The sequence below is a fragment of the Pseudomonas sp. NFR09 genome, from assembly GCF_900111535.1.
GTDB lineage: Bacteria > Pseudomonadota > Gammaproteobacteria > Pseudomonadales > Pseudomonadaceae > Aquipseudomonas > Aquipseudomonas extremorientalis.
Genome location: NZ_FOIH01000008.1, coordinates 43,285 through 63,629 on the forward strand (window position 1 = coordinate 43,285; position 20,345 = coordinate 63,629).

Consider the following 20,345-nt stretch of genomic DNA (forward strand, 5'->3'; position numbering starts at 1 on the left):
TGACGGGTTTGTGCATCAACGTATGCCCTAGCTCACGTATCTGCAGCTTCAATTCTCGGCTCGTACCTGCGTCGCTGACCCTTTGACACATCACAAATCAACTGTGGGAGGGGGCAAGTCCCCTCCCACATTTGATCTGCATTTTGTCAGGGTCGGCTGAGCAGGTGACTCATGGCGATTTTCAGCTTCATGGGCCTGACGGGCTTGTGCATCAAGGTATGCCCCAACTCCCGTATCTGCTGCTTCAATTCTCGGCTCGTACCTGCGTCGCTGACCCTTTGACACACCACAAATCAACTGTGGGAGGGGGCTTGCCCCCGATGGCAGAGTGTCAGTCAGCACATCCATTGATTGATGCACCGCTATCGGGGGCAAGCCCCCTCCCACAGTTGATCTGCATTTTGTCAGGGCCGGCTGAGCAGGTGGCTCATGGCGGTTTTCAGCTTCATGGGCCTAACGGGCTTGTGCATCAAGGTATGCCCCAACTCACGTATCTGCTGCTTCAATTCATTGCTGTAGTTGGCGGTGATCATCAACGCCGGCACCGCGCTCCCGCGCCGGGCGTTGATGCGGGCCACGGCGTCCACGCCGTTCTGGTCGTCGTCCAGATGGTAATCGGCAATCAACAGGTCCGCCTCGGCATGGTAGTTGTCCACCTGCCGCGCCAGGTCCTGTTCCGACAGCGCCGTGATCACCCGGCAGCCCCAGCCTTCGAGCAAGGTACGCATACCCGCGCAGATCGCCGCGTCGTTATCCAGCACCCACACCCGGGCACCTTGCAGGCGCTCGAGCAACGGCTCGCTCATGGAAGGCGCAGGCAGCGACTTGGGGGCCGTGGCGCTCAACGGTACCTCCACCGAGAACATCGAGCCTTTGCCCGGCCAGGACCTGACGCTGATGCGATGGCCGAGTATCCCGGCGATCTTTTCCACGATGGCCAGGCCCAGGCCCAGGCCGCGGTCCTGGTCCGGTCGCTGCACGTCGCCGCGTTTGAACTCCTGGAAAATCTCCTCCAAGCGCTCTTGGGCAATCCCCATGCCGCTGTCCCACACCTGGATCAACAGGCGCTGCTGCTGACGCCGGCAACCCAGCACCACCCGCCCCTGGTAGGTGTAGCGAATGGCATTGCTGAGCAGGTTGCGCAGGATCCGCGCCAGCAACTGGATGTCGCTGCGCACCAACGCAGAGCAGCCGACAAAGTGCAGCGCCAGGCCTTCGGCGCGGGCCAGCTGGGTGTACTCGGCGGCGAGGTTGTCGAGCAACTCACTCAAGGCGAACGGCGCGATATCGGCCTTGATCACGCCAGCATCCAGCTTGGAAATATCCACCAGGGTCCCCAGCAGGTTTTCCACGTCTTCCAGGGAGTTGCTCACATTGCGCACCAGGGCTTCGCTGGGACGCTCCAGCAAGGCACTGGTGAACAGCCGCGCCGCATTCAACGGTTGCAACAGGTCATGGCTGACGGCGGCGAGAAACTTGGTTTTCGACAGGTTGGCCTGCTCGGCCTCGAGCTTGGCTTCGCGCAGACGGGTTTCCATGCGACGGCGCTCGTCGATTTCCTTGAGCAGTTGGTCATTGAGCGACGTAAGCTCCGAGGTGCGCTGGGCCACGCGCTGTTCCAGATGCTGGTAGGCCTGGTGCAAGGCTTCGGCCGTGCGGCGGCGTTCGGTGATATCGCGGATCAACACGAAGATCCCCACCACCTCGCCACTGGCCAGCATATTCGGGACATAGGAACGCAGCATGTAGCGTTCCTGGTGGTTGATGTTGGTTTCGGCGAACTCGAAGGTCACGCTCTCCCCCGCCAAGGCACGGGCGACGTAGGCGTCCAGGCGCTGGCAATGCTGCTCGCTGTGCACTTCGCGCAGGCTCTGGCCGAGCATCATGCCGCGCGGCCAGCAGTACCATTCTTCATAAACCTTGTTGGTGAACTCATAGACCAGGTCGGCATTCAGGTAGCCGATCAGCGCCGGCACGTTGTCGGTGATCAGGCGGATCCAGCGCTCGCTCTCCTGGGCTTTCTGCGCCGCCGCCTGTTCGCCACGCAGCGTTTCGGCACGCAGGCGGGCGTTGATCAGCAGGTGGTTGCTGGCCTTGAGTTCGGCCATCGCCTGGTTCAGCGCGTCGGTGCGCTCGCGCACTTGCTCGGCCAGCACCACCGAATGCTGGAAGGTGGTGTAGGGGTTGTTGCCCTGGGGCATGCCGGACTCGATGCGCTCGATCAGCGCCACATTGATCCGCGCCAGCTTGAGGTTGTCCTGTTGCAGCCGGGCCAGCTGAGCGGGCAGGTCAGCGCCGGCCTCGGGCAATGGCGACCCCGGTGAAGGTCTGGTTGATGTGCATGCCATTGAACTGTTCTCCGTAGGTGTTGAAACCCATCACCCGCTGGTCCCGCAAGTAACCGCCGAGCTGTTCGAGGGTGCCGTTGTCCTCCAGCTCCAGGCGGCGCAAAAAGCAATCGCAGCCGATGGTCAGCAACAGGTCGCCGAGGCGCGCTTGCAGGCCGTCGAACAGAGCCTGCAGGTTCGGCAGCAGCGGGCCGGGCGTCATCACCGTCAGCACGATGCCGTTTTCCACCGCGCAGTAGAAACTCAGGCTGAGGTCTTCATGCACCTGCTGGATAGCGCGCACGTAGTATTGGTCGTGGATACGCACCGCCAACGGGTGGGCGGCGAACGTGCGGTGGTCGAGGTCGGCCACCGCCACACCGATATGCCGCGCGTACTCTTCGGCGGCGGGCTCGGCGTTGAGTTCGAACACACGGCGTGACGCGCTGTCGGCGCCGGTCACCACCAGTTTTTCCGTGCGCGGCAGGATATGGTGGGTGGTGAACACCTCGAAATCCAGCCAGGTGTTGACCAGCATCACCACCGCCGCGCCGCTGTGGAACACGCCGTTGAAGTACACGTGGGTGTGGGTGAGGAAGTTGTCGTCACCGGCCGAGCCGCCGAAATGCGGGATATCCCCAAGGGCCGCGCTAAGGGCGGCGAGGACCATTTCTTCGCGGCTGGACAGGCCGTCAAGCAGGGTCAGCGCAAACGTGTTGCCCTTGATCGGCGCCAGCGTGTTGCTGCGACAGCCACCGACCAGACGTTCGACCATGTCCTGGGCACCGATCAGGCTGAAGTGCTCGACCTGATCGATCAGCTCGGTGGCGATGGAAAAGTGCGCGTGGTTAAAGCCCATCGCGGTGATGCAATTACGGCCGTAGCCTTGGGGCGTGATTTCGCCGGCGCTGGTGCAGCCGACCACCCGTACCTTGCCGAAGCACTGTTGCAGGGCCTGGCCAAGGGCCTGGAGGTCGTAGGACGCGGAACAGAAAAACAGCACAAAACCCAGGTACGGGTGCAGCAGTTGCTGGGCCAATTCCTCGGCGGCCTGCCCGGCATCGGTGGCCTGGGACATGGCGCTGACTACGCCTTCACTGTTGTGCATCGTTGCCTCCCCCTCTGAAGCATCAGTGTACGAAGGGCCTGGGCATGGGCCTATGCTACTTGGGTACTGGGTGGGGGATGCGATGGGATGAGGCTTTCAAGACCACTCTCTCAAAAGCCAATGGAGATCCAATGTGGGAGGGGGCTTGCCCCCGATTGCAGTGTGTCAGTCGATGCATGAGTGATTGATCCACCGCTATCGGGGGCAAGCCCCCTCCCACATTTTGATTGCATTTCAGATGACTACCACGTGAGGACAGCACCTACGGCAAAGGTATCGGTGTCTTCATTTTGGGCATGGGTGTCATGCGCCTCGATCTGGAACTGGTTGTACTCCGCCACCAGCTTCAGGTTGTCGCCGAGCTTGAGGTCGTCCACCTGCTTGGTCATGTTGAAGCCCAGGTAGTTGGGCAAGAAGCCCATCTTCACACGCGACTGGCGGCGGTCGTATTGGTCACCGGCACGGCCGACGTCACTATTGACGTAGAAGGCGTTGATGTAGCCATCGGTGGAGAAGGTGGTTTCGTCCTTGTCGTACAGCATGATTTCGGCGTCGGCGAATGGGCTGAGGCCCAGGCCGAGGATAAAGACAGGTAACAGACGCAGGGGGACGTTCTTATTATTATGCATGGTGCGCTCCGCAACGGGGACTTGATGTCGGAGGCGATTATCAAAAGGCGGTGGGCCATGGCATACGCTGCCTTGGCCCTGATTTGCGGATGCTTTGGAGAGGCAGCGGGTGCCCGGCAAGTTCGGTTTAGTCCAGGCCCGGCACTTAGGATGTAAGACCGGCCTTGACCAACATGCCCACGGCCACCACGACACACAGGCTGGCAAACCCCACTTGCAAGGTACGCGCAGGAATCACCGAACACAGACGCCGACCGGCCAGCATGCCGACGATACTCGCGGCGATAAACACCCAACCCACCGGCTCGATGCGCACACCGGCATGCAACGCGCCGGCCACGCCGATCAACGACAGCAGGCTGATCACCATCAGGGAGGTGGCGACGATGCCGCGCATCTGCACGTCGGTGAGTTGCTTGAATGCCGGCACGATCAGGAAGCCACCGCCGACACCAAGCAGGCCGGACACCGCACCGGTCACTGCGCCGAGAGCGGCCAGGGTCGCGCTGCATTTGGCAGTCCAGGCCAGGCGCCCGGTGTGCTGGTCGAGCATGCAGTTCTTCTGGCCCCAGGAGGCGGTGCCGTGGTCACTCGGCCCTGCCTCGCGTTTTTCCCGCTGCAACATGCGCCAGGCCACCAGCACCATCAATGCGCTGAACAGCCCCATCAACAGGGCTTCAGGCAATTGGTGGGCGAGATACACCCCCACCGGCGAAAACAGCGCGCCAAGCAAGGCGATCAGCAACGCCGCGCGGTAGCGCACCAAGCCATGGCGCAAACCATCGACCGCCCCCACCGCAGCCGCCGCGCCCACGGCGAGCAGTGACACCGGAGCCGCCTGGGTCATGCTCAAACCCAGGCCCAGCACCAGCGCCGGCACCCCGAGAATGCCGCCACCGGCGCCGGTCAGGCCCATGACCAGGCCCATCAACAATCCCAACACACTGGCGAGCAGCATTCAGTCCACCTTGCTCAGGCGGGTCAGCCATTCGCGGCCCTTGAGCATGCCGTTCCAGTAGAACCACGGCAGCAAGGTCGCCTTGAGGAACCACATCGAACGACGCGCCCGGGTCGGGTCCAGGGGAAAGGTCGGCAGCAGCTTGCCGCCATAGCCAAACTCGGCCAGCACCACCTTGCCCTTCTCCACCGTCAAGGGGCAGGAACCGTAGCCGTCATATTTGAGCGGCAACGGCGCCTGTTTGCGCAGGGCCAGCAGGTTTTCGGCAACCACCACGATTTGCTTGCGCACCGCTGCGGCGGTCTTGGCGTTGGTGGTGCCGCACACGTCGCCCAGGCCGAAGATATGCGGATACCGCAGGTGCTGCAGGCTATGGGGGTTTACCTCACACCAACCGGCGGCGTCGGCCAGTGGGCTTTGGCGGATAAAATCCGGGGACACTTGCGGTGGCACCACGTGCAGCAGGTCGAAGGTTTTATCCTCGACGCGGACGTTACCCTCGGGGTCCTTCACCTCGAACCAGGCCTTGCGCGCAGGGCCATCGACTTTCACCAGGTTGGCATTGAACGCCAGGCGGGCGTTGTATTTTTCCACGTACTTCATCAGCGGCGGCACAAAGGTCGCCACCCCGAACAGTGCGGCGCCGGCCAGGTTGAATTCGACGTCGATATTGTTCAGCGTGCCCTGTTTGAGCCAGTGATCGCAGGACAGGTACATGGCTTTCTGCGGCGCACCCGCGCATTTGATCGGCATGGCCGGCTGGGTGAAGATCGCCTTGCCGCCCTTGAGTTGCTGCACCAACTGCCAGGTGTAAGCAGCGTGCTGGTAACTGTAGTTGGATGTGACGCCATGTTTGCCCAGGGTGTCTTGCAGCCCCTCGACCTTTTCCCAGGCCAGGCGCAGGCCGGGGCAGACGATCAGGTTGTTCCAGGTGACGCGCTGACCGCTGTCGAGCACCAGGGTCTGCTCATCGGGCAGCAGTTCGGTGACGGCGGCCTGTACCCAGGTGACGCCATTGGGCAGGACGTCGGCCAGTGGGCGGCGGGTTTTCTTCACGTCGTAGGCACCGCCGCCGACCAGGGTCCAGGCGGGCTGGTAGCAGTGGTGGTCGCTCGGTTCGATCAGGGTGATATGCAGGTGGGGATCGCGCTTGAGCAGGCTGGCCAGCAGGCCGATGCCCGCCGAGCCGCCGCCGATGACTACGATATCGCCACTGATGGTAGGGCCCCAGTGTTGGTCGGTCATGGTCTATCGCCTTTGTAATACATGCACACAAGGGTCGCTGCCGGATGGCGTCACGCCCAGCTTTTTATGACCGCGCCGCAGTACAGCCCGGACAGGGTCTTCATCACTTGAATCACTTCATGGCTGGCCAGCCCGTAGAAAATGTATTTGCCTTCCCGACGGGTGGCCACCAACCCTTCGTCACGCAGGATGCCCAACTGTTGTGACAGCGTGGGCTGGCGCACGCCGGTCAGGGCTTCCAGCTCGCCGACATTGCGCTCGCCCTGGGTCAGCTGGCACAGGATGAGCAAGCGATCCTCATTGGCCAGGGCCTTGAGCAAGGAGCAGGCCTTGGACGCCGATGCGCGCAACTGGGCAACTTCGCCTTCACTCAGAGTAGATTCCATTTGCCTCGGGTCCTTTGTGTCACTTAAGCTCGAAACATTATGTGAAAACGTAAACTGATTGTAACTACTTTTTTCTCCATCGGGGACGTTCGCCATGCCAGCGTTGATTCAAGCCTTTCTGGACGAGGCATCGTCGACCTACACCTACGTCGTCTATGAAACCGACGGCGGCCCGTGCGCCATTGTCGACTCAGTGCTCAACTACGATCCGGCCTCGGGGCGCACCGACACCGCCCAGGCCGATAACGTCATCGCCTTCGTGCGCGAGCACGGCTTGCAGGTGCAGTGGCTGCTGGAAACCCACGCCCACGCCGACCACCTGTCGGCGGCGCCCTACCTGCGCCGCACCTTGGGCGGCAAGATCGCGATTGGCCAGGCCATCAGCAAAGTCCAGGGCGTATTCAAGCACCTGTTCAACCTGGAGCCGGAATTTCGTGTAGATGGCTCGCAGTTCGACCACCTGTTTGCGCCGGATGAGGTGTTTCATATCGGCAATATCAAGGCCCAGGCGCTGCATGTGCCAGGGCATACACCGGCGGACATGGCCTACCTGATCGACGGCCGATTGATCCTGGTGGGCGACACGCTGTTCATGCCGGATGTCGGTACCGCCCGCTGTGATTTCCCCGGCGGGGATGCGCGGCAGTTGTATGCATCGATGCGCAAGTTGCTGGCCTTTCCTTTGGAAACCGAACTGTACGTGTGCCATGACTACCCGCCGGAAGGCCGAGAGGCTAAGTGCCGGACCACAGTGGCCGAGCAGCGCGCAGGCAATATCCATGTGCATGACGGGGTGGATGAAGCGGCGTTTGTCGAGATGCGCACCCGACGCGACGCCGGGCTGGGGATGCCGACGCTGCTGCTGCCGGCGATCCAGGTGAATGTGCGGGCGGGGAATATGCCGCCGGCGGAAGATAACGGCGTGACCTACCTGAAAATCCCCGTCAACCAACTCTGAAAATGGTCTCTGATCTGTAATGGGATCAAATGTGGGAGGGTGCTTGCCCCCGATTGCAGTATGTCAGACACATCATGTGTAGCTGATCCACCGCTATCGGGGGCAAGCACCCTCCCACTTTTATCAGGCACCCAGACTGATGCCATTGGCCGGCAGCGGCAGTGCGGTTTTATAGCGCACCTGCTTGAGCGCAAAGCTTGAGCGGATGTTCGCCACCCCCGGCACCTTGGTCAGAAAGTCCATCATGAAACGCTCCAGCGACTGGATCGTCGGTACCAGCACGCGGATGAGGTAGTCCGGGTCGCCGGCCATCAGGTAGCACTCCATCACTTCCGGACGGTCCGCAATTGCCCCTTCGAACTGCTGCAACGCCAACTCATTCTGCTTTTCCAGGCTCACGTGAATGAACACATTGACGTGCAGCCCCAGCAGGTCGGCGTCCAGCAGCGTGACCTGGTCGCGAATCAGGCCCAGTTCTTCCATCGCCTTCACCCGGTTGAAACACGGCGTGGGCGACAGGTTGACCGAGCGGGCCAGGTCGGCGTTGGTGATCCGTGCATTCTCCTGCAGAGCGTTGAGAATGCCGATATCGGTACGGTCCAGTTTGCGCATGAGACAAATTCACCTGTTTATTATGTTTATGCAGGTTTTTTATCCGCAAATGACCGCGGGCGCAACGAAACAGAGATAAATATTCTTCTACGCCACGCCTATGATTGTTGTAGGACAAGATTTCCCCTACCCGGGGACTGACTGTCAGCTAGCGCGCCCACTACAAGAAATTCACAAGATAGAGCGTAGAAAGCCATGACCCAGCAGTATGAACCACTGCGTCTGCACGTCCCTGAACCCTCGGGCCGTCCAGGCTGCAAGACCGACTTCACGTACCTGCGCCTGACCGACGCAGGCACCGTGCGCAAACCCGCCATCGACGTAGAACCCGCCGACACCGCCGACCTGGCCAAGGGCCTGATCCGCGTGCTCGACGACCAAGGCCAGGCCCTCGGTCCGTGGGCCGAAGGCGTCCCGGTGGAGATTCTGCGCAAAGGCATGCGCGCCATGCTCAAGACGCGGATCTTCGACAACCGCATGGTGGTCGCCCAGCGTCAGAAAAAAATGTCGTTCTACATGCAGAGCCTTGGCGAAGAAGCCATCGGCAGCGCCCAGACCCTGGCCTTGAACATCGACGACATGTGCTTCCCCACCTACCGCCAGCAAAGCATCCTGATGGCCCGTGAAGTGCCACTGGTGGACCTGATCTGCCAGTTGCTGTCCAACGAACGCGACCCGCTCAAGGGCCGCCAGTTGCCGATCATGTACTCGGTGAAAGACGCCGGCTTCTTCACCATTTCCGGCAATCTCGCTACCCAGTTCGTACAAGGCGTGGGCTGGGGCATGGCCTCGGCGATCAAGGGCGATACCAAGATCGCCTCCGCCTGGATCGGCGACGGCGCCACCGCCGAATCCGACTTCCACACCGCCCTCACCTTCGCCCACGTGTACCGTGCGCCGGTGATCCTCAATGTAGTCAACAACCAGTGGGCCATCTCCACCTTCCAGGCGATTGCCGGTGGTGAAGCAACGACCTTCGCCGGACGCGGCGTCGGTTGCGGCATCGCCTCCCTGCGGGTGGACGGCAACGACTTCATCGCGGTGTACGCCGCTTCGGCCTGGGCTGCCGAGCGCGCGCGCCGCAACCTGGGGCCCACGCTGATCGAGTGGGTGACCTACCGCGCCGGTCCGCACTCCACCTCGGATGATCCTTCCAAATACCGCCCCGCCGACGACTGGAGCCACTTCCCCCTGGGCGACCCGATTGCCCGTCTCAAGCAGCATCTGATCAGGATTGGCCAGTGGTCCGAAGAGGAACACGCGGCGGTCAGTGCCGAACTTGAAGCCGAAGTGATTGCCGCGCAAAAGCAGGCCGAACAGTACGGCACCCTGGCCGGTGGCCAGATTCCAAGCGCCGCGACCATGTTCGAGGACGTCTATAAAGAGATGCCGGAGCACTTGAAGCGCCAGCGTCAAGAGTTGGGGGTCTGACATGAACGATCACAACAACAGCATTGAAGTGGAAACCGCCATGACCACCACCACCACCATGACCATGATCCAGGCCTTGCGCTCGGCCATGGATGTGATGCTCGAACGAGACGATAACGTGGTGGTGTTTGGCCAGGACGTGGGCTATTTCGGCGGCGTGTTCCGTTGCACCGAAGGCTTGCAGACCAAGTACGGCAGCTCGCGGGTGTTTGACGCGCCGATCTCGGAAAGCGGCATTATCGGCGTGGCCGTGGGCATGGGCGCCTATGGCCTGCGCCCGGTGGCCGAAATCCAGTTCGCCGACTACGTCTACCCCGCCACCGACCAGATCATCTCGGAAGCGGCGCGCCTGCGTTATCGCTCGGCCGGCCAGTTCACTGCGCCGCTGACCATGCGCATGCCCTGCGGCGGCGGTATCTACGGCGGCCAGACCCACAGCCAGAGTATCGAAGCGGTGTTCACCCAGGTCTGCGGCCTGCGCACGGTGATGCCGTCCAACCCCTATGACGCCAAGGGCCTGCTGATCGCCTCCATCGAAAACGATGACCCGGTGATCTTCCTCGAGCCCAAGCGCCTGTACAACGGCCCGTTCGACGGCCACCACGACCGCCCGGTAACGCCGTGGTCGAAACACCCGCAAGCCCAGGTGCCGGACGGTTACTACACCGTGCCGCTGGACGTGGCCGCCATCGTGCGTCCGGGTTCGGCCGTCACCGTGCTGACCTACGGCACCACGGTATATGTGTCGCAAGTGGCCGCCGAAGAAACCGGCATCGACGCCGAAGTCATCGACCTGCGCAGCCTGTGGCCGCTGGACCTGGAAACCATCGTCAAATCGGTGAAGAAGACCGGCCGTTGCGTGGTGGTACACGAAGCCACCCGCACCTGCGGCTTTGGTGCCGAGCTGGTGTCGCTGGTACAAGAGCATTGCTTCCACCACCTGGAAGCGCCGATCGAACGCGTTACCGGTTGGGACACCCCCTACCCGCACGCGCAGGAGTGGGCGTATTTCCCAGGGCCGTCCCGCGTGGGTGCGGCGTTGAAACGGGTCATGGAGGTCTGAATGGGCACGCACGTTATCAAGATGCCGGACATTGGCGAAGGCATCGCGGAAGTTGAACTGTCGGTGTGGCATGTGAAGGTCGGCGACATGGTGGTCGAAGACCAGGTGCTGGCGGACGTAATGACCGACAAGGCGATGGTGGACATTCCCTCGCCGGTGCACGGCAAGGTGATCTCCCTCGGCGGCGAGCCGGGTGAGGTCATGGCGGTGGGCAGTATTCTGATCAGCATTGAAGTGGAAGGCGTGGGCAACGCCAAGGATGCGCCGGTCGTCAAAGAGGCGCCGAAGGCCGTACCGGTGATGGAAGCCAAGCCTGCACCGGTCGTGGTTGAAAGCAAGCCAGCACCGGTTGTCGCGGCCCAGGCCCCCGTGGCACGTGCCGCCGACGAGCGCCCATTGGCCTCCCCCGCCGTGCGCAAACACGCCCTGGACGCCGGGATTCAACTGCGCCTGGTGCAGGGCACGGGCCCCGCCGGGCGGATTCTGCACGAAGATCTCGACGCCTACCTGCAACAAGGCGCGGCAAAGTCTTCGGCAACGGCCAACCCTTATGCCGAACGCAACACCGAGGAACAGATCCCGGTGATCGGCATGCGCCGCAAGATCGCCCAGCGCATGCAGGACGCCACCCGGCGCGCCGCGCATTTCAGCTATGTTGAAGAAATCGATGTTACCGCCCTCGACGAGTTGCGCGTGCACCTCAATGAGAAACACGGCGCCACACGCGGCAAGCTCACCCTGCTGCCGTTCATCGTGCGCGCCATGGTCGTGGCGTTGCGCGACTTCCCGCAGATCAATGCGCGTTACGACGACGAAGCCCAGGTCATCACCCGCCTCGGCGCGGTGCATGTGGGCGTCGCCACCCAGAGCGATGTCGGCCTGATGGTGCCGGTGGTGCGCCACGCCGAAGCCCGCAGCCTGTGGGGCAATGCCGAGGAAATCGCACGCTTGGCCACGGCGGCGCGCAACGGAAAGGCCAGCCGCGATGAGCTATCGGGTTCGACGATTACCCTGACCAGCCTGGGCGCGCTGGGCGGCATTGTCAGCACGCCGGTGCTGAACCTGCCGGAAGTGGCCATCGTCGGCGTCAATCGCATTGTCGAGCGGCCGATGGTGATCAAGGGCCAGATCGTGGTGCGCAAGATGATGAACCTCTCCAGCTCCTTCGATCACCGCGTGGTCGATGGCATGGACGCGGCGCAATTCATCCAGGCCATTCGCGGCCTGCTCGAACAACCCGCCAGCCTGTTCCTGGAGTAAGGCATGACGCAGACATTGAATACCACCCTGCTGATTATCGGTGGCGGCCCTGGCGGTTATGTGGCGGCGATCCGTGCCGGCCAACTGGGTATCCCGACCACCCTGGTGGAGGGTCAGGCGCTGGGCGGCACGTGCCTGAATATCGGCTGCATCCCATCCAAGGCCCTTATCCATGTGGCCGAGCAATTCCAGCAAACCGTGCACCACAGCCAGGGCTCACAACTGGGCATCGAAGTGGATGTGCCGACCCTGGACATCCGCAAGAGCGTGGAATGGAAAGATGGCATTGTCGATCGCCTGACCACTGGCGTCGCGGCGCTGCTGAAAAAGCACAAGGTGCAAGTGATCCACGGCTGGGCCAAGGTGGTGGACGGCAAGACCGTCGACGTCGGCGACCAGCGCATCCAGTGCGAACACTTGCTGCTGGCCACCGGCTCGAAAAGCGTCAACCTGCCAATGCTGCCGATTGGCGGGCCGATCATCTCCTCGACCGAAGCCCTTGCACCGAAAAGCGTGCCCAAGCGCCTGATCGTGGTGGGCGGCGGTTACATCGGTTTGGAACTGGGCATCGCTTACCGCAAGCTCGGCGCCGACGTGAGTGTGGTCGAAGCACAGGATCGCATCCTGCCGGCCTATGATGCCGAGCTGACGCAGCCGGTGAACGAATCCCTCAGGCAACTGGGCGTGAAGCTTTACCTCAAGCACAGTGTTACCGGTTTTGCCGATGGCAGCCTGCAAGTGCGCGACCCGAACGGCGACACCTTGTCGTTGGCCACTGATCAGGTGCTGGTTGCCGTCGGTCGCAAACCCAACACCCAGGGCTGGAACCTCGAAGCGCTGAACCTGGACATGAACGGCGCGGCGATCAGGATCGACAATCGCTGCCAGACCAGCATGCGCAACGTGTATGCCATTGGCGACCTGAGCGGCGAGCCGATGCTGGCACACCGGGCCATGGCCCAGGGCGAGATGGTCGCCGAACTGATCAGCGGTAAGCATCGCGAATTCAACCCGGCGGCCATTCCGGCGGTGTGCTTTACCGACCCGGAACTGGTGGTGGTCGGCAAGACGCCCGACGAAGCCAAGGCCGCTGGCCTTGACTGCATCGTGTCGAGCTTCCCGTTCGCGGCCAATGGCCGGGCCATGACCCTGGAGTCCAAGACCGGCTTCGTGCGGGTGGTGGCACGCCGTGACAACCACCTGATCGTCGGCTGGCAAGCCGTGGGGGTGGGCGTCTCGGAACTGTCCACCGCCTTTGGCCTGAGCCTGGAAATGGGTTCGCGCCTGGAAGACGTGGCGGGCACCATCCATGCGCATCCGACCCTCGGCGAAGCGGTGCAGGAAGCCGCGCTGCGGGCGTTGGGGCACGCACTGCATCTGTAAAAACGCGGTGAGGCCATCGGGGGCAAGCCCCCTCCCACAAGGGGAATGCATTCCAAATGTGGGAGGGGGCTTGCCCCCGATAGCGGTGGATCGGTCACACCCAGTGGCTCCCACACAAGCCAAGAATGCAGTATTGTTGCGCCCATCCAGAAAAAAACCGACTTGACCAACGATAGAGGGTGTCATGGGTAACGAAAGCATCAATTGGGACAAGCTGGGTTTTGACTACATCAAGACCGACAAGCGGTTTCTCCAGGTCTGGAAAAACGGCGAATGGCAAGAAGGCACCCTGACCGACGACAACGTGCTGCACATCAGCGAGGGCTCCACCGCCCTGCACTACGGCCAGCAGTGCTTCGAAGGCCTCAAGGCCTATCGTTGCAAGGACGGTTCGATCAACCTGTTCCGCCCGGACCAGAATGCCGCCCGCATGCAGCGCAGCTGTGCACGCCTGCTGATGCCGCACGTGTCGACCGAAGACTTCATCGATGCCTGCAAGCAAGTGGTCGCGGCCAACGAGCGCTTCATCCCGCCGTATGGCAGTGGCGGCGCGCTGTACCTGCGCCCGTTCGTGATCGGCACCGGTGACAACATCGGCGTGCGCACCGCGCCGGAGTTCGTCTTCTCGGTGTTCTGCATCCCGGTCGGCGCCTACTTCAAGGGCGGCCTGGTGCCGCACAACTTCCAGATTTCCACCTTCGACCGCGCCGCCCCACAAGGCACCGGTGCCGCCAAGGTCGGTGGCAACTACGCCGCCAGCCTGATGCCGGGTTCCGAAGCGAAGAAAGCCGGTTTTGCCGACGCGATCTACCTGGACCCGATGACCCATTCGAAAATCGAAGAAGTCGGCTCGGCCAACTTCTTCGGGATCACCCACGACAATAAGTTCATCACGCCGAAGTCGCCTTCGGTACTGCCAGGCATCACCCGCCTGTCGCTGATCGAACTGGCCAAGACCCGCCTGGGCCTGGACGTGATCGAGGGCGAAGTGTTCATCGACAAACTGGACCAGTTCAAGGAAGCCGGCGCCTGCGGTACGGCGGCGGTGATCTCGCCGATCGGCGGCATCCAGTACAACGGCAAGCTGCACGTGTTCCACAGCGAGACCGAAGTCGGCCCGATCACCCAGAAGCTCTACAAAGAGCTGACCGGTGTGCAGACCGGTGACGTCGAAGCGCCGCAAGGCTGGATCGTCAAGGTCTGAGTTACCTGGAAAAACCCGCCATCTGGCGGGTTTTTTCATTGTTCGGGGATATTCACCACTAGCTTCTTGCCCATGCTGATCCTGGGTTCCACCCCATACCCCAATGCCTCGTAGAACCCGACGACCCCCTCATTACCACTGGTGATCTGCAGGTTGATCTTCATGCAGCCCAGCGCCGTCAATATCTGTTCCGCATGCCGCACCAGCGACGACCCCAAACCCTGCCGCCGATAGTCCCCATGCACCGCCACTGAATACAGCCAGCCACGGTGCCCGTCGTACCCGGCCAGAATGGTCCCGATCACCGTTTTTTTGTCCGTCGCGACAAAGAACAGCCCATCGTCGACCGCCAGCTTCTTATCAATCGCCAGGGCGGGCAGGTTGTGCGCCGTTTCGTAGCCGAATGCCTCCTGCCATAACGCTACCACCTGCGCCCGGTGCTGACGGTCGCGATACGGACCGATGGGATGCCGGGACAGCAGGGCCTTTTCCATCACCAACGTACGTTCGCTGCCGTGATAAACGTCGCGCACGGTGTGAAACCCCAATTTGGTGTAGAACGGCTCGGCGGTCAGCGATGACGGCACGCTCAGCACCGTCACCCCGGCTTCGCGGGCGCGTAGCTCAATCTCGATCATCAACAATCGCCCAATGCCCTGCCCTTGCAGCGCCGGGTTGACAAATACCGAGCGCACCACATTCGCATCCAGCGCTGCGGTGGCGACGATCACCCGATCCTGAATCGCTACCAGCACCACGCGACGCTTGAGCAGTTCCAGCACCGCCTCCGGCGTGAAGTTAGCGGCAACCCGCGCAATCACATGCGCCGGATAGTCCCGCGCATTGCTGCTGTGCAGGGCGGCCAGGATGACCTGGCTGATGCCCTCGGCATCGGTGGCTTGGGCTAAACGAACGACGGTAGACATAATTCCTCCTGGCTGACACAGCTGCAACAAACACCACTCTACCCATGTGGGAGGGGGCTTGCCCCCGATAGCATGCTTTCAGATATAGATTTTCTGGCTGACCCACCGCTGTCGCGGGCAAGCCCCCTCCCACAGGTTGCGTGCATTTCACTCCGGCAGCCGATTCGGCTGCCCTACCCCACTTTTCAGCTTTCCCGGCTGACCCACCCCTCGGTTTCAGCCGGGATTCATCCCGCACAACCCACAAAATACACCCACTGCTCACCCCATGGATGTCGTGCCCCCATGCAAACCACCAACACCGTCTTGATGATTCGCCCGGCGCGCTTTGCCTTCAACCCGGACACCGCGATCAACAACCGTTTCCAACGCCCGCCCCTCGACCCGCTCCACGCACAGCAGAAAGCGCTGGAGGAGTTCGACGGCTATGTCACCACCCTGCGCAATCATGGCGTGGAGGTTCTGGTGGTGCAGGACACCCCGGCGCCGCACACCCCCGACTCGATCTTCCCCAACAACTGGTGGAGCAGCCACGCCGACGGCAGCCTGGTGCTGTACCCGATGGAAGGCCAGAACCGACGACTGGAACGCGACAAAGGCGTGCTGCAAGTGTTGGAACAGCGATTTACGGTCAAGGACACCATCGACCTCAGCCACCTCGAACAACAGAACATCTTCCTCGAAGGCACCGGCAGCATGGTGCTCGACCGCCAGCACCGCATCAGCTACGCCTGCCACTCCGGGCGCACTCACCACGACGCCCTGCGCCAGTTCGCCGAACGCCTCGACTACCAGCTCTGCGTGTTCCATGCGGTCGACCGCCACCACGCGCCGATCTACCACAGCAACGTGATGATGAGCGTCGGCCGCGACCTCTCGGTGGTGTGCCTGCAAGCCCTGCCGATTGCCGATGAGCGCCAGGCCCTGGAGCGCTCCCTGCGCGACACTGGCAAGGACATCGTCGCCCTCGACTTCGACCAGTTGGAAGCCTTCGCCGGCAACATGCTCGAAGTCCACGACCGCGACGGCCAGCCGCTGCTGGTGATGTCGGCCAGCGCCTGGGGCGCCCTGCAACCGACCCAGCGCCAACACATAGAACGCCACACACGGCCGGTGGTGGTGAACATCGACAACATCGAACGCATCGGCGGCGGCAGTGCCCGCTGCATGCTGGCGGAAGTGCACCTGCCCGCCCGTCCCTCATTTCAATAAGGAGTCTTTCCATGACCCGCTATATCGACGTCAACGATCTCTGCTACCTGGTCTCGCAAAAAGGCCTGCCCACCTGCATCACCGAGATGGCCGAGTACATTCGCGCCGACTACCTGCGCTGGCAGGATTTCGAGAAATGCGCGCGCCTGGCCAACCACTCGCCGGACGGCGTGATCGAGCTGATGCCGGTGTCCGACGCGTCGCTGTATGCGTTCAAGTACGTCAACGGCCACCCGAAAAACACCCTGGCCGGCATGCTCACCGTGATGGCCTTCGGTGCGCTGGGCGATGTCGATACCGGCCTGCCGGTGCTGCTGGCGGAAATGACCCTGACCACCGCGATCCGCACCGCCGCCACCTCGGCGCTGGTCGCCCGCTACCTGGCCCGCGAGAACAGCCGCAGCATGGCGCTGATCGGCAACGGCTCGCAGAGCGAATTCCAGGCCCTGGCCTTCCACGCCATGCTCGGCATCAATGAAATCCGCCTGTTCGATATCGACGCCAAGGCCACCGCCAAGCTGGCGGCCAACCTCAAGGCCTTCCCGGCAATCAAAGTGATCCTGGCCGGCAGCGTGGCCGAGGCCGTCAAAGGCGCCGACATCGTCACCACCGTCACCGCCGACAAGGCCTACGCCACCATCCTCACCGACGACATGATCGAGCCCGGCATGCACCTCAACGCCGTCGGCGGCGACTGCCCAGGCAAGACCGAACTGGACCGACGTATCGTCGAGCGCGCCCGCGTGATCGTCGAGTACGAACCACAAAGCCGTATCGAAGGTGAAATCCAGCACATGCCGGAAGATTCGCCGGTGACCGAGCTGTGGCAAGTGATCAACGGCCAGCAGCCAGGCCGCGAGAATGCGCGCCAGGTCACGCTGTTCGACTCGGTGGGTTTCGCCATCGAAGACTACTCGGCACTGCGCTACGTAATGGACGTCGCAAAAGCGCTGGATGTGGGCAGCACACTTGAACTGGTGCCGGACCTGGCCGATCCCAAAGACCTGTTCGCACGCCTGGCCCGGCAGCCCGGCGTACAGCAGAAAAGGCGTGCCTGAGACCGCTCTGGCCTGCTGCTTTGCGTCGATGGCAGGCCGGTTTTTCAGGGATGAAAAGCCGATTCAGCGGGTGTCACAGCCGATTCCGCTGCATTGCCGGTTTTAACAGCGCAATTCGCGCTTTATGCACGGGGTAAACGACACAAAAAACGCACCATCATGAAGCATTCTCTGCTCCCAGTTATTCACTGCCCTGACATCAATTACAAAATATAGGGACCTGCACATGACTCCATTGCGATCACTCTTCGCCGCGCTGCTGTTGCCACTCTGCGCAAGCGCCGCCCACGCCCAGGACTGGAAAGAAATCCGCTTCGGCGTATTCCCCGAATACCCACCCTTCGAATCGGTGGCCGCCGACGGCAGCCTGCAAGGCTTCGATATCGAGTTGGGCAACGCGATCTGCGCCAAGCTCGAAGTGAAATGCACCTGGGTCCACAACGAATTCGACGGCATGATCCCGGCCCTGCGTGCGCGCAAGTTCGACGCGATCATGTCGTCCATGGCCGTCACCCCCGCCCGTGAAAAAATCATCGACTTCAGTGACCGGCTGTTCCTCAGCCCGACCTCGGTGATCACCCGCAAGAGCGCTGACTTCGGCGACACCCCGCAATCCCTCAAGGGCAAGCAGGTTGGCGTACTGCAAGGTTCGTTGCAGGAGGCCTATGCCCGTGCGCACCTGGCCAGGCTTGGGGCGCAGATCAAGGCGTACCAGTCCCAGGACCAGAACTACGCCGACCTGCAGAACGGCCGCCTCGACGCGACCCTGACCGACAAGCTCGAAGCCCAGCTCAACTTCCTGTCCAAGCCCGAAGGTGCCGACTTCAAGACCGGCCCGGCCTTCAAGGACCCGACCCTGCCCCTGGACATCGCCATGGGCCTGCGCAAGAACGACCAGGAACTGCGCACGCTGATCAACAAGGGTATCGCTGCCGTGCAGGCGGATGGCACTTACGCGCAGATCCAGAAGAAGTACTTCGGTGATCAGGATATCTACCACGAGTGATGCTCTGACCTCGCTGTGGAAACTTGCTTGTGTGGGAGGGGGCTTGCCCCCGATAGCGGTGGGTCAGTCAACTGATTTGGCACTGATACACCTCTATCGGGGGCAAGCCCCCTCCCACAAAAGGCAGCGTCCACAGTCAATCTCTGTGCTCCATCGAGATCATTTCCATGAATGAATTCCTCAACTTGCAGGGCTACGGCCCGATGCTCGCCCAGGGTGCGTGGATGACGCTCAAGCTGTCCTTCCTCGCCCTGGCCCTGAGCCTCGCCCTTGGCCTGATCGCCGCCGGCGCCAAGCTCTCCAGCGCCAAATGGCTGCGGGTACCGGCCACGCTCTACACCACGCTGATCCGCAGCGTGCCGGACCTGGTGCTGATCCTGCTGATTTTCTACAGCCTGCAACTGTGGCTAAACGACCTGAGCGAAATGTTCGGCTGGGGCTACTTTGAAATCGACCCATTTACCGCAGGCGTCGTCACCCTGGGCTTCATCTACGGCGCATATTTCACCGAGAACTTCCGGGGCGCGATCCTCAGCGTGCCGGTCGGCCAACTGGAAGCGGCGACCGCCTATGGGCTGAGCCGCTGGCAGCGTTTTCACCTGGTGCTGTTCCCGCAGCTGATGCGCTTTGCCCTGCCGGGCCTGGGCAATAACTGGCTGGTGTTGCTCAAGTCCACGGCGCTGGTGTCGATCATCGGCCTGTCGGACCTGGTCAAGGCCGCGCAGAACGCCGGCAAGACCACCAACGAGCCGCTGTACTTCCTGATCCTCGCCGGCCTGGTGTACCTGGTGATCACTACCCTATCCAACCGCATCTTCAAGCGCCTCGAACGGCGCTACAACCTCGGCATCAAGGGGATGGCGCGATGATCGAACTGTTCCAGCAATACGGCCTGGCCTACCTGTTCAGCGATGGCGCGGGGCTGTCCGGCGTGGCCATGACCCTGTGGCTGTTCATCATCTCGGTGGTGTTCGGCTTCGTGCTGTCGATTCCACTGGCACTGGCAAGGGTTTCCGAGCACTTCTGGCTGCGCTGGCCGGTAGAGGTCTACACCTACCTGTTCCGCGGGACGCCGCTGTATATCCAACTGCTGATTTGCTACACCGGGCTGTACAGCCTGGAAGTGGTGCAGGACAACGCCCTGCTCAACCAGTTTTTCCGCAACGCGCTGAACTGCACCCTGCTGGCCTTCGTGCTCAACACCTGCGCCTACACCGTGGAAATCTTCGCCGGGGCGATCCGCAATATTCCCCACGGCGAAATCGAAGCGGCCCGCGCCTATGGTTTGCATGGCTGGCGGCTGAACCTGTTTGTGGTGGTGCCGGCGGCCTTGCGCCGCGCATTGCCGGCCTACAGCAATGAAATGATCCTGATGCTGCACGCAACCTCCCTGGCGTTTACCGCCACCGTCGCCGACATCCTCAAGGTGGCCCGCGACGCCAATGCCGAGACGTTCCTGACGTTCCAGGCCTTCGGCATCGCCGCCCTGCTCTACATGCTGCTGTCCTTTGCACTGGTGGGCCTGTTCCGACTGGCCGAACGTCGCTGGATGCGTTTTCTTGTTCCTACCCGAGGCTAA

The 20,345-nt window shown here is 62.1% G+C and carries 18 protein-coding genes and 1 pseudogene; 11 read left to right on the forward strand and 8 right to left on the reverse strand.

Annotated elements, in window-relative coordinates:
• Positions 1–404: 404 nt before the first annotated feature.
• From BMX59_RS18275 to BMX59_RS18300, 6 genes and pseudogenes are all read right to left on the reverse strand, one after another.
• Positions 405–2,348 (reverse strand): PAS domain-containing hybrid sensor histidine kinase/response regulator, encoded by a 1,944-nt coding sequence (locus BMX59_RS18275; protein ID WP_175486689.1) that lies wholly within the window; start codon positions 2,346–2,348, stop codon positions 405–407.
• Positions 2,290–3,435 (reverse strand): nitric oxide-sensing protein NosP, encoded by a 1,146-nt coding sequence (gene nosP / locus BMX59_RS18280; protein WP_093124293.1) that lies wholly within the window; start codon positions 3,433–3,435, stop codon positions 2,290–2,292. The genes BMX59_RS18275 and nosP overlap by 59 nt, the downstream gene beginning before the upstream one ends.
• 299 nt (positions 3,436–3,734) lie before the next feature.
• Positions 3,735–4,064 (reverse strand): annotated as a pseudogene (locus tag BMX59_RS18285) (porin); the annotation flags it as partial.
• A 145-nt stretch (positions 4,065–4,209) separates the two neighbouring features.
• Positions 4,210–5,022, reverse strand: coding sequence for a sulfite exporter TauE/SafE family protein (locus tag BMX59_RS18290; RefSeq protein ID WP_092244676.1), 813 nt, complete (start codon positions 5,020–5,022; stop codon positions 4,210–4,212).
• On the reverse strand, positions 5,023–6,267 hold the full coding sequence (locus BMX59_RS18295; protein WP_093124298.1) for an NAD(P)/FAD-dependent oxidoreductase: 1,245 nt from the start codon (positions 6,265–6,267) through the stop codon (positions 5,023–5,025).
• Positions 6,268–6,317: 50 nt separating this feature from the next.
• Positions 6,318–6,653, reverse strand: a complete 336-nt coding sequence (locus tag BMX59_RS18300; protein WP_005789341.1) for an ArsR/SmtB family transcription factor — start codon at positions 6,651–6,653, stop codon at positions 6,318–6,320.
• Positions 6,654–6,747: 94 nt separating this feature from the next.
• On the opposite strand from BMX59_RS18300, the gene BMX59_RS18305 reads away from it, so the two are divergent.
• Complete coding sequence (locus tag BMX59_RS18305) at positions 6,748–7,611, forward strand: MBL fold metallo-hydrolase (RefSeq protein ID WP_093124302.1); 864 nt, start codon at positions 6,748–6,750, stop codon at positions 7,609–7,611.
• A 123-nt stretch (positions 7,612–7,734) separates the two neighbouring features.
• On the opposite strand, the gene bkdR is transcribed toward BMX59_RS18305, so the two are convergent.
• Positions 7,735–8,223, reverse strand: a complete 489-nt coding sequence (gene bkdR / locus BMX59_RS18310) for a Bkd operon transcriptional regulator BkdR (protein ID WP_092244668.1) — start codon at positions 8,221–8,223, stop codon at positions 7,735–7,737.
• A 195-nt stretch (positions 8,224–8,418) separates the two neighbouring features.
• Between bkdR and BMX59_RS18315 the strand changes: the two genes are divergently transcribed.
• The 5 genes from BMX59_RS18315 to BMX59_RS18335 all read left to right on the forward strand — a co-directional run bounded on the left by BMX59_RS18315 (position 8,419) and on the right by BMX59_RS18335 (position 14,564).
• Positions 8,419–9,654 (forward strand): 3-methyl-2-oxobutanoate dehydrogenase (2-methylpropanoyl-transferring) subunit alpha, encoded by a 1,236-nt coding sequence (locus BMX59_RS18315; protein ID WP_093124307.1) that lies wholly within the window; start codon positions 8,419–8,421, stop codon positions 9,652–9,654.
• 1 nt (position 9,655) lies between these two features.
• On the forward strand, positions 9,656–10,717 hold the full coding sequence (locus BMX59_RS18320) for an alpha-ketoacid dehydrogenase subunit beta (RefSeq protein ID WP_093124311.1): 1,062 nt from the start codon (positions 9,656–9,658) through the stop codon (positions 10,715–10,717).
• The gene (locus tag BMX59_RS18325) at positions 10,718–11,977 is read left to right on the forward strand and encodes a dihydrolipoamide acetyltransferase family protein (RefSeq protein ID WP_093124315.1); all 1,260 of its coding nucleotides are present in this window, start codon (positions 10,718–10,720) and stop codon (positions 11,975–11,977) included. It abuts the gene before it with no gap.
• Between the two features lie 3 nt (positions 11,978–11,980).
• Positions 11,981–13,360 carry a dihydrolipoyl dehydrogenase gene (gene lpdA, locus BMX59_RS18330; protein WP_093124319.1) on the forward strand — a complete coding sequence of 460 codons (1,380 nt, stop codon included), beginning with the start codon at positions 11,981–11,983 and terminating at the stop codon, positions 13,358–13,360.
• 184 nt (positions 13,361–13,544) lie between these two features.
• Positions 13,545–14,564, forward strand: a complete 1,020-nt coding sequence (locus BMX59_RS18335; RefSeq protein WP_093124323.1) for a branched-chain amino acid aminotransferase — start codon at positions 13,545–13,547, stop codon at positions 14,562–14,564.
• Between the two features lie 35 nt (positions 14,565–14,599).
• Here the strand turns inward: BMX59_RS18335 and BMX59_RS18340 are convergent, their stop codons facing one another.
• Entirely contained in the window at positions 14,600–15,490 is an 891-nt protein-coding gene (locus BMX59_RS18340; protein ID WP_093124327.1) for a GNAT family acetyltransferase, read from the reverse strand.
• Between the two features lie 285 nt (positions 15,491–15,775).
• Between BMX59_RS18340 and ctlX the strand changes: the two genes are divergently transcribed.
• The 5 genes from ctlX (at position 15,776) to BMX59_RS18365 (ending at position 20,345) form a co-directional block, all read left to right on the forward strand.
• Complete coding sequence (gene ctlX, locus BMX59_RS18345; protein WP_092244650.1) at positions 15,776–16,702, forward strand: citrulline utilization hydrolase CtlX; 927 nt, start codon at positions 15,776–15,778, stop codon at positions 16,700–16,702.
• A gap of 11 nt (positions 16,703–16,713) precedes the next feature.
• On the forward strand, positions 16,714–17,760 hold the full coding sequence (locus BMX59_RS18350; protein WP_092244647.1) for an ornithine cyclodeaminase: 1,047 nt from the start codon (positions 16,714–16,716) through the stop codon (positions 17,758–17,760).
• A gap of 226 nt (positions 17,761–17,986) precedes the next feature.
• Positions 17,987–18,766, forward strand: coding sequence for an ABC transporter substrate-binding protein (locus BMX59_RS18355; RefSeq protein WP_092244644.1), 780 nt, complete (start codon positions 17,987–17,989; stop codon positions 18,764–18,766).
• Between the two features lie 167 nt (positions 18,767–18,933).
• Positions 18,934–19,635, forward strand: coding sequence for an ABC transporter permease (locus BMX59_RS18360; RefSeq protein WP_071492097.1), 702 nt, complete (start codon positions 18,934–18,936; stop codon positions 19,633–19,635).
• Positions 19,632–20,345, forward strand: a complete 714-nt coding sequence (locus BMX59_RS18365; protein ID WP_065903984.1) for an ABC transporter permease — start codon at positions 19,632–19,634, stop codon at positions 20,343–20,345. The genes BMX59_RS18360 and BMX59_RS18365 overlap by 4 nt, the downstream gene beginning before the upstream one ends.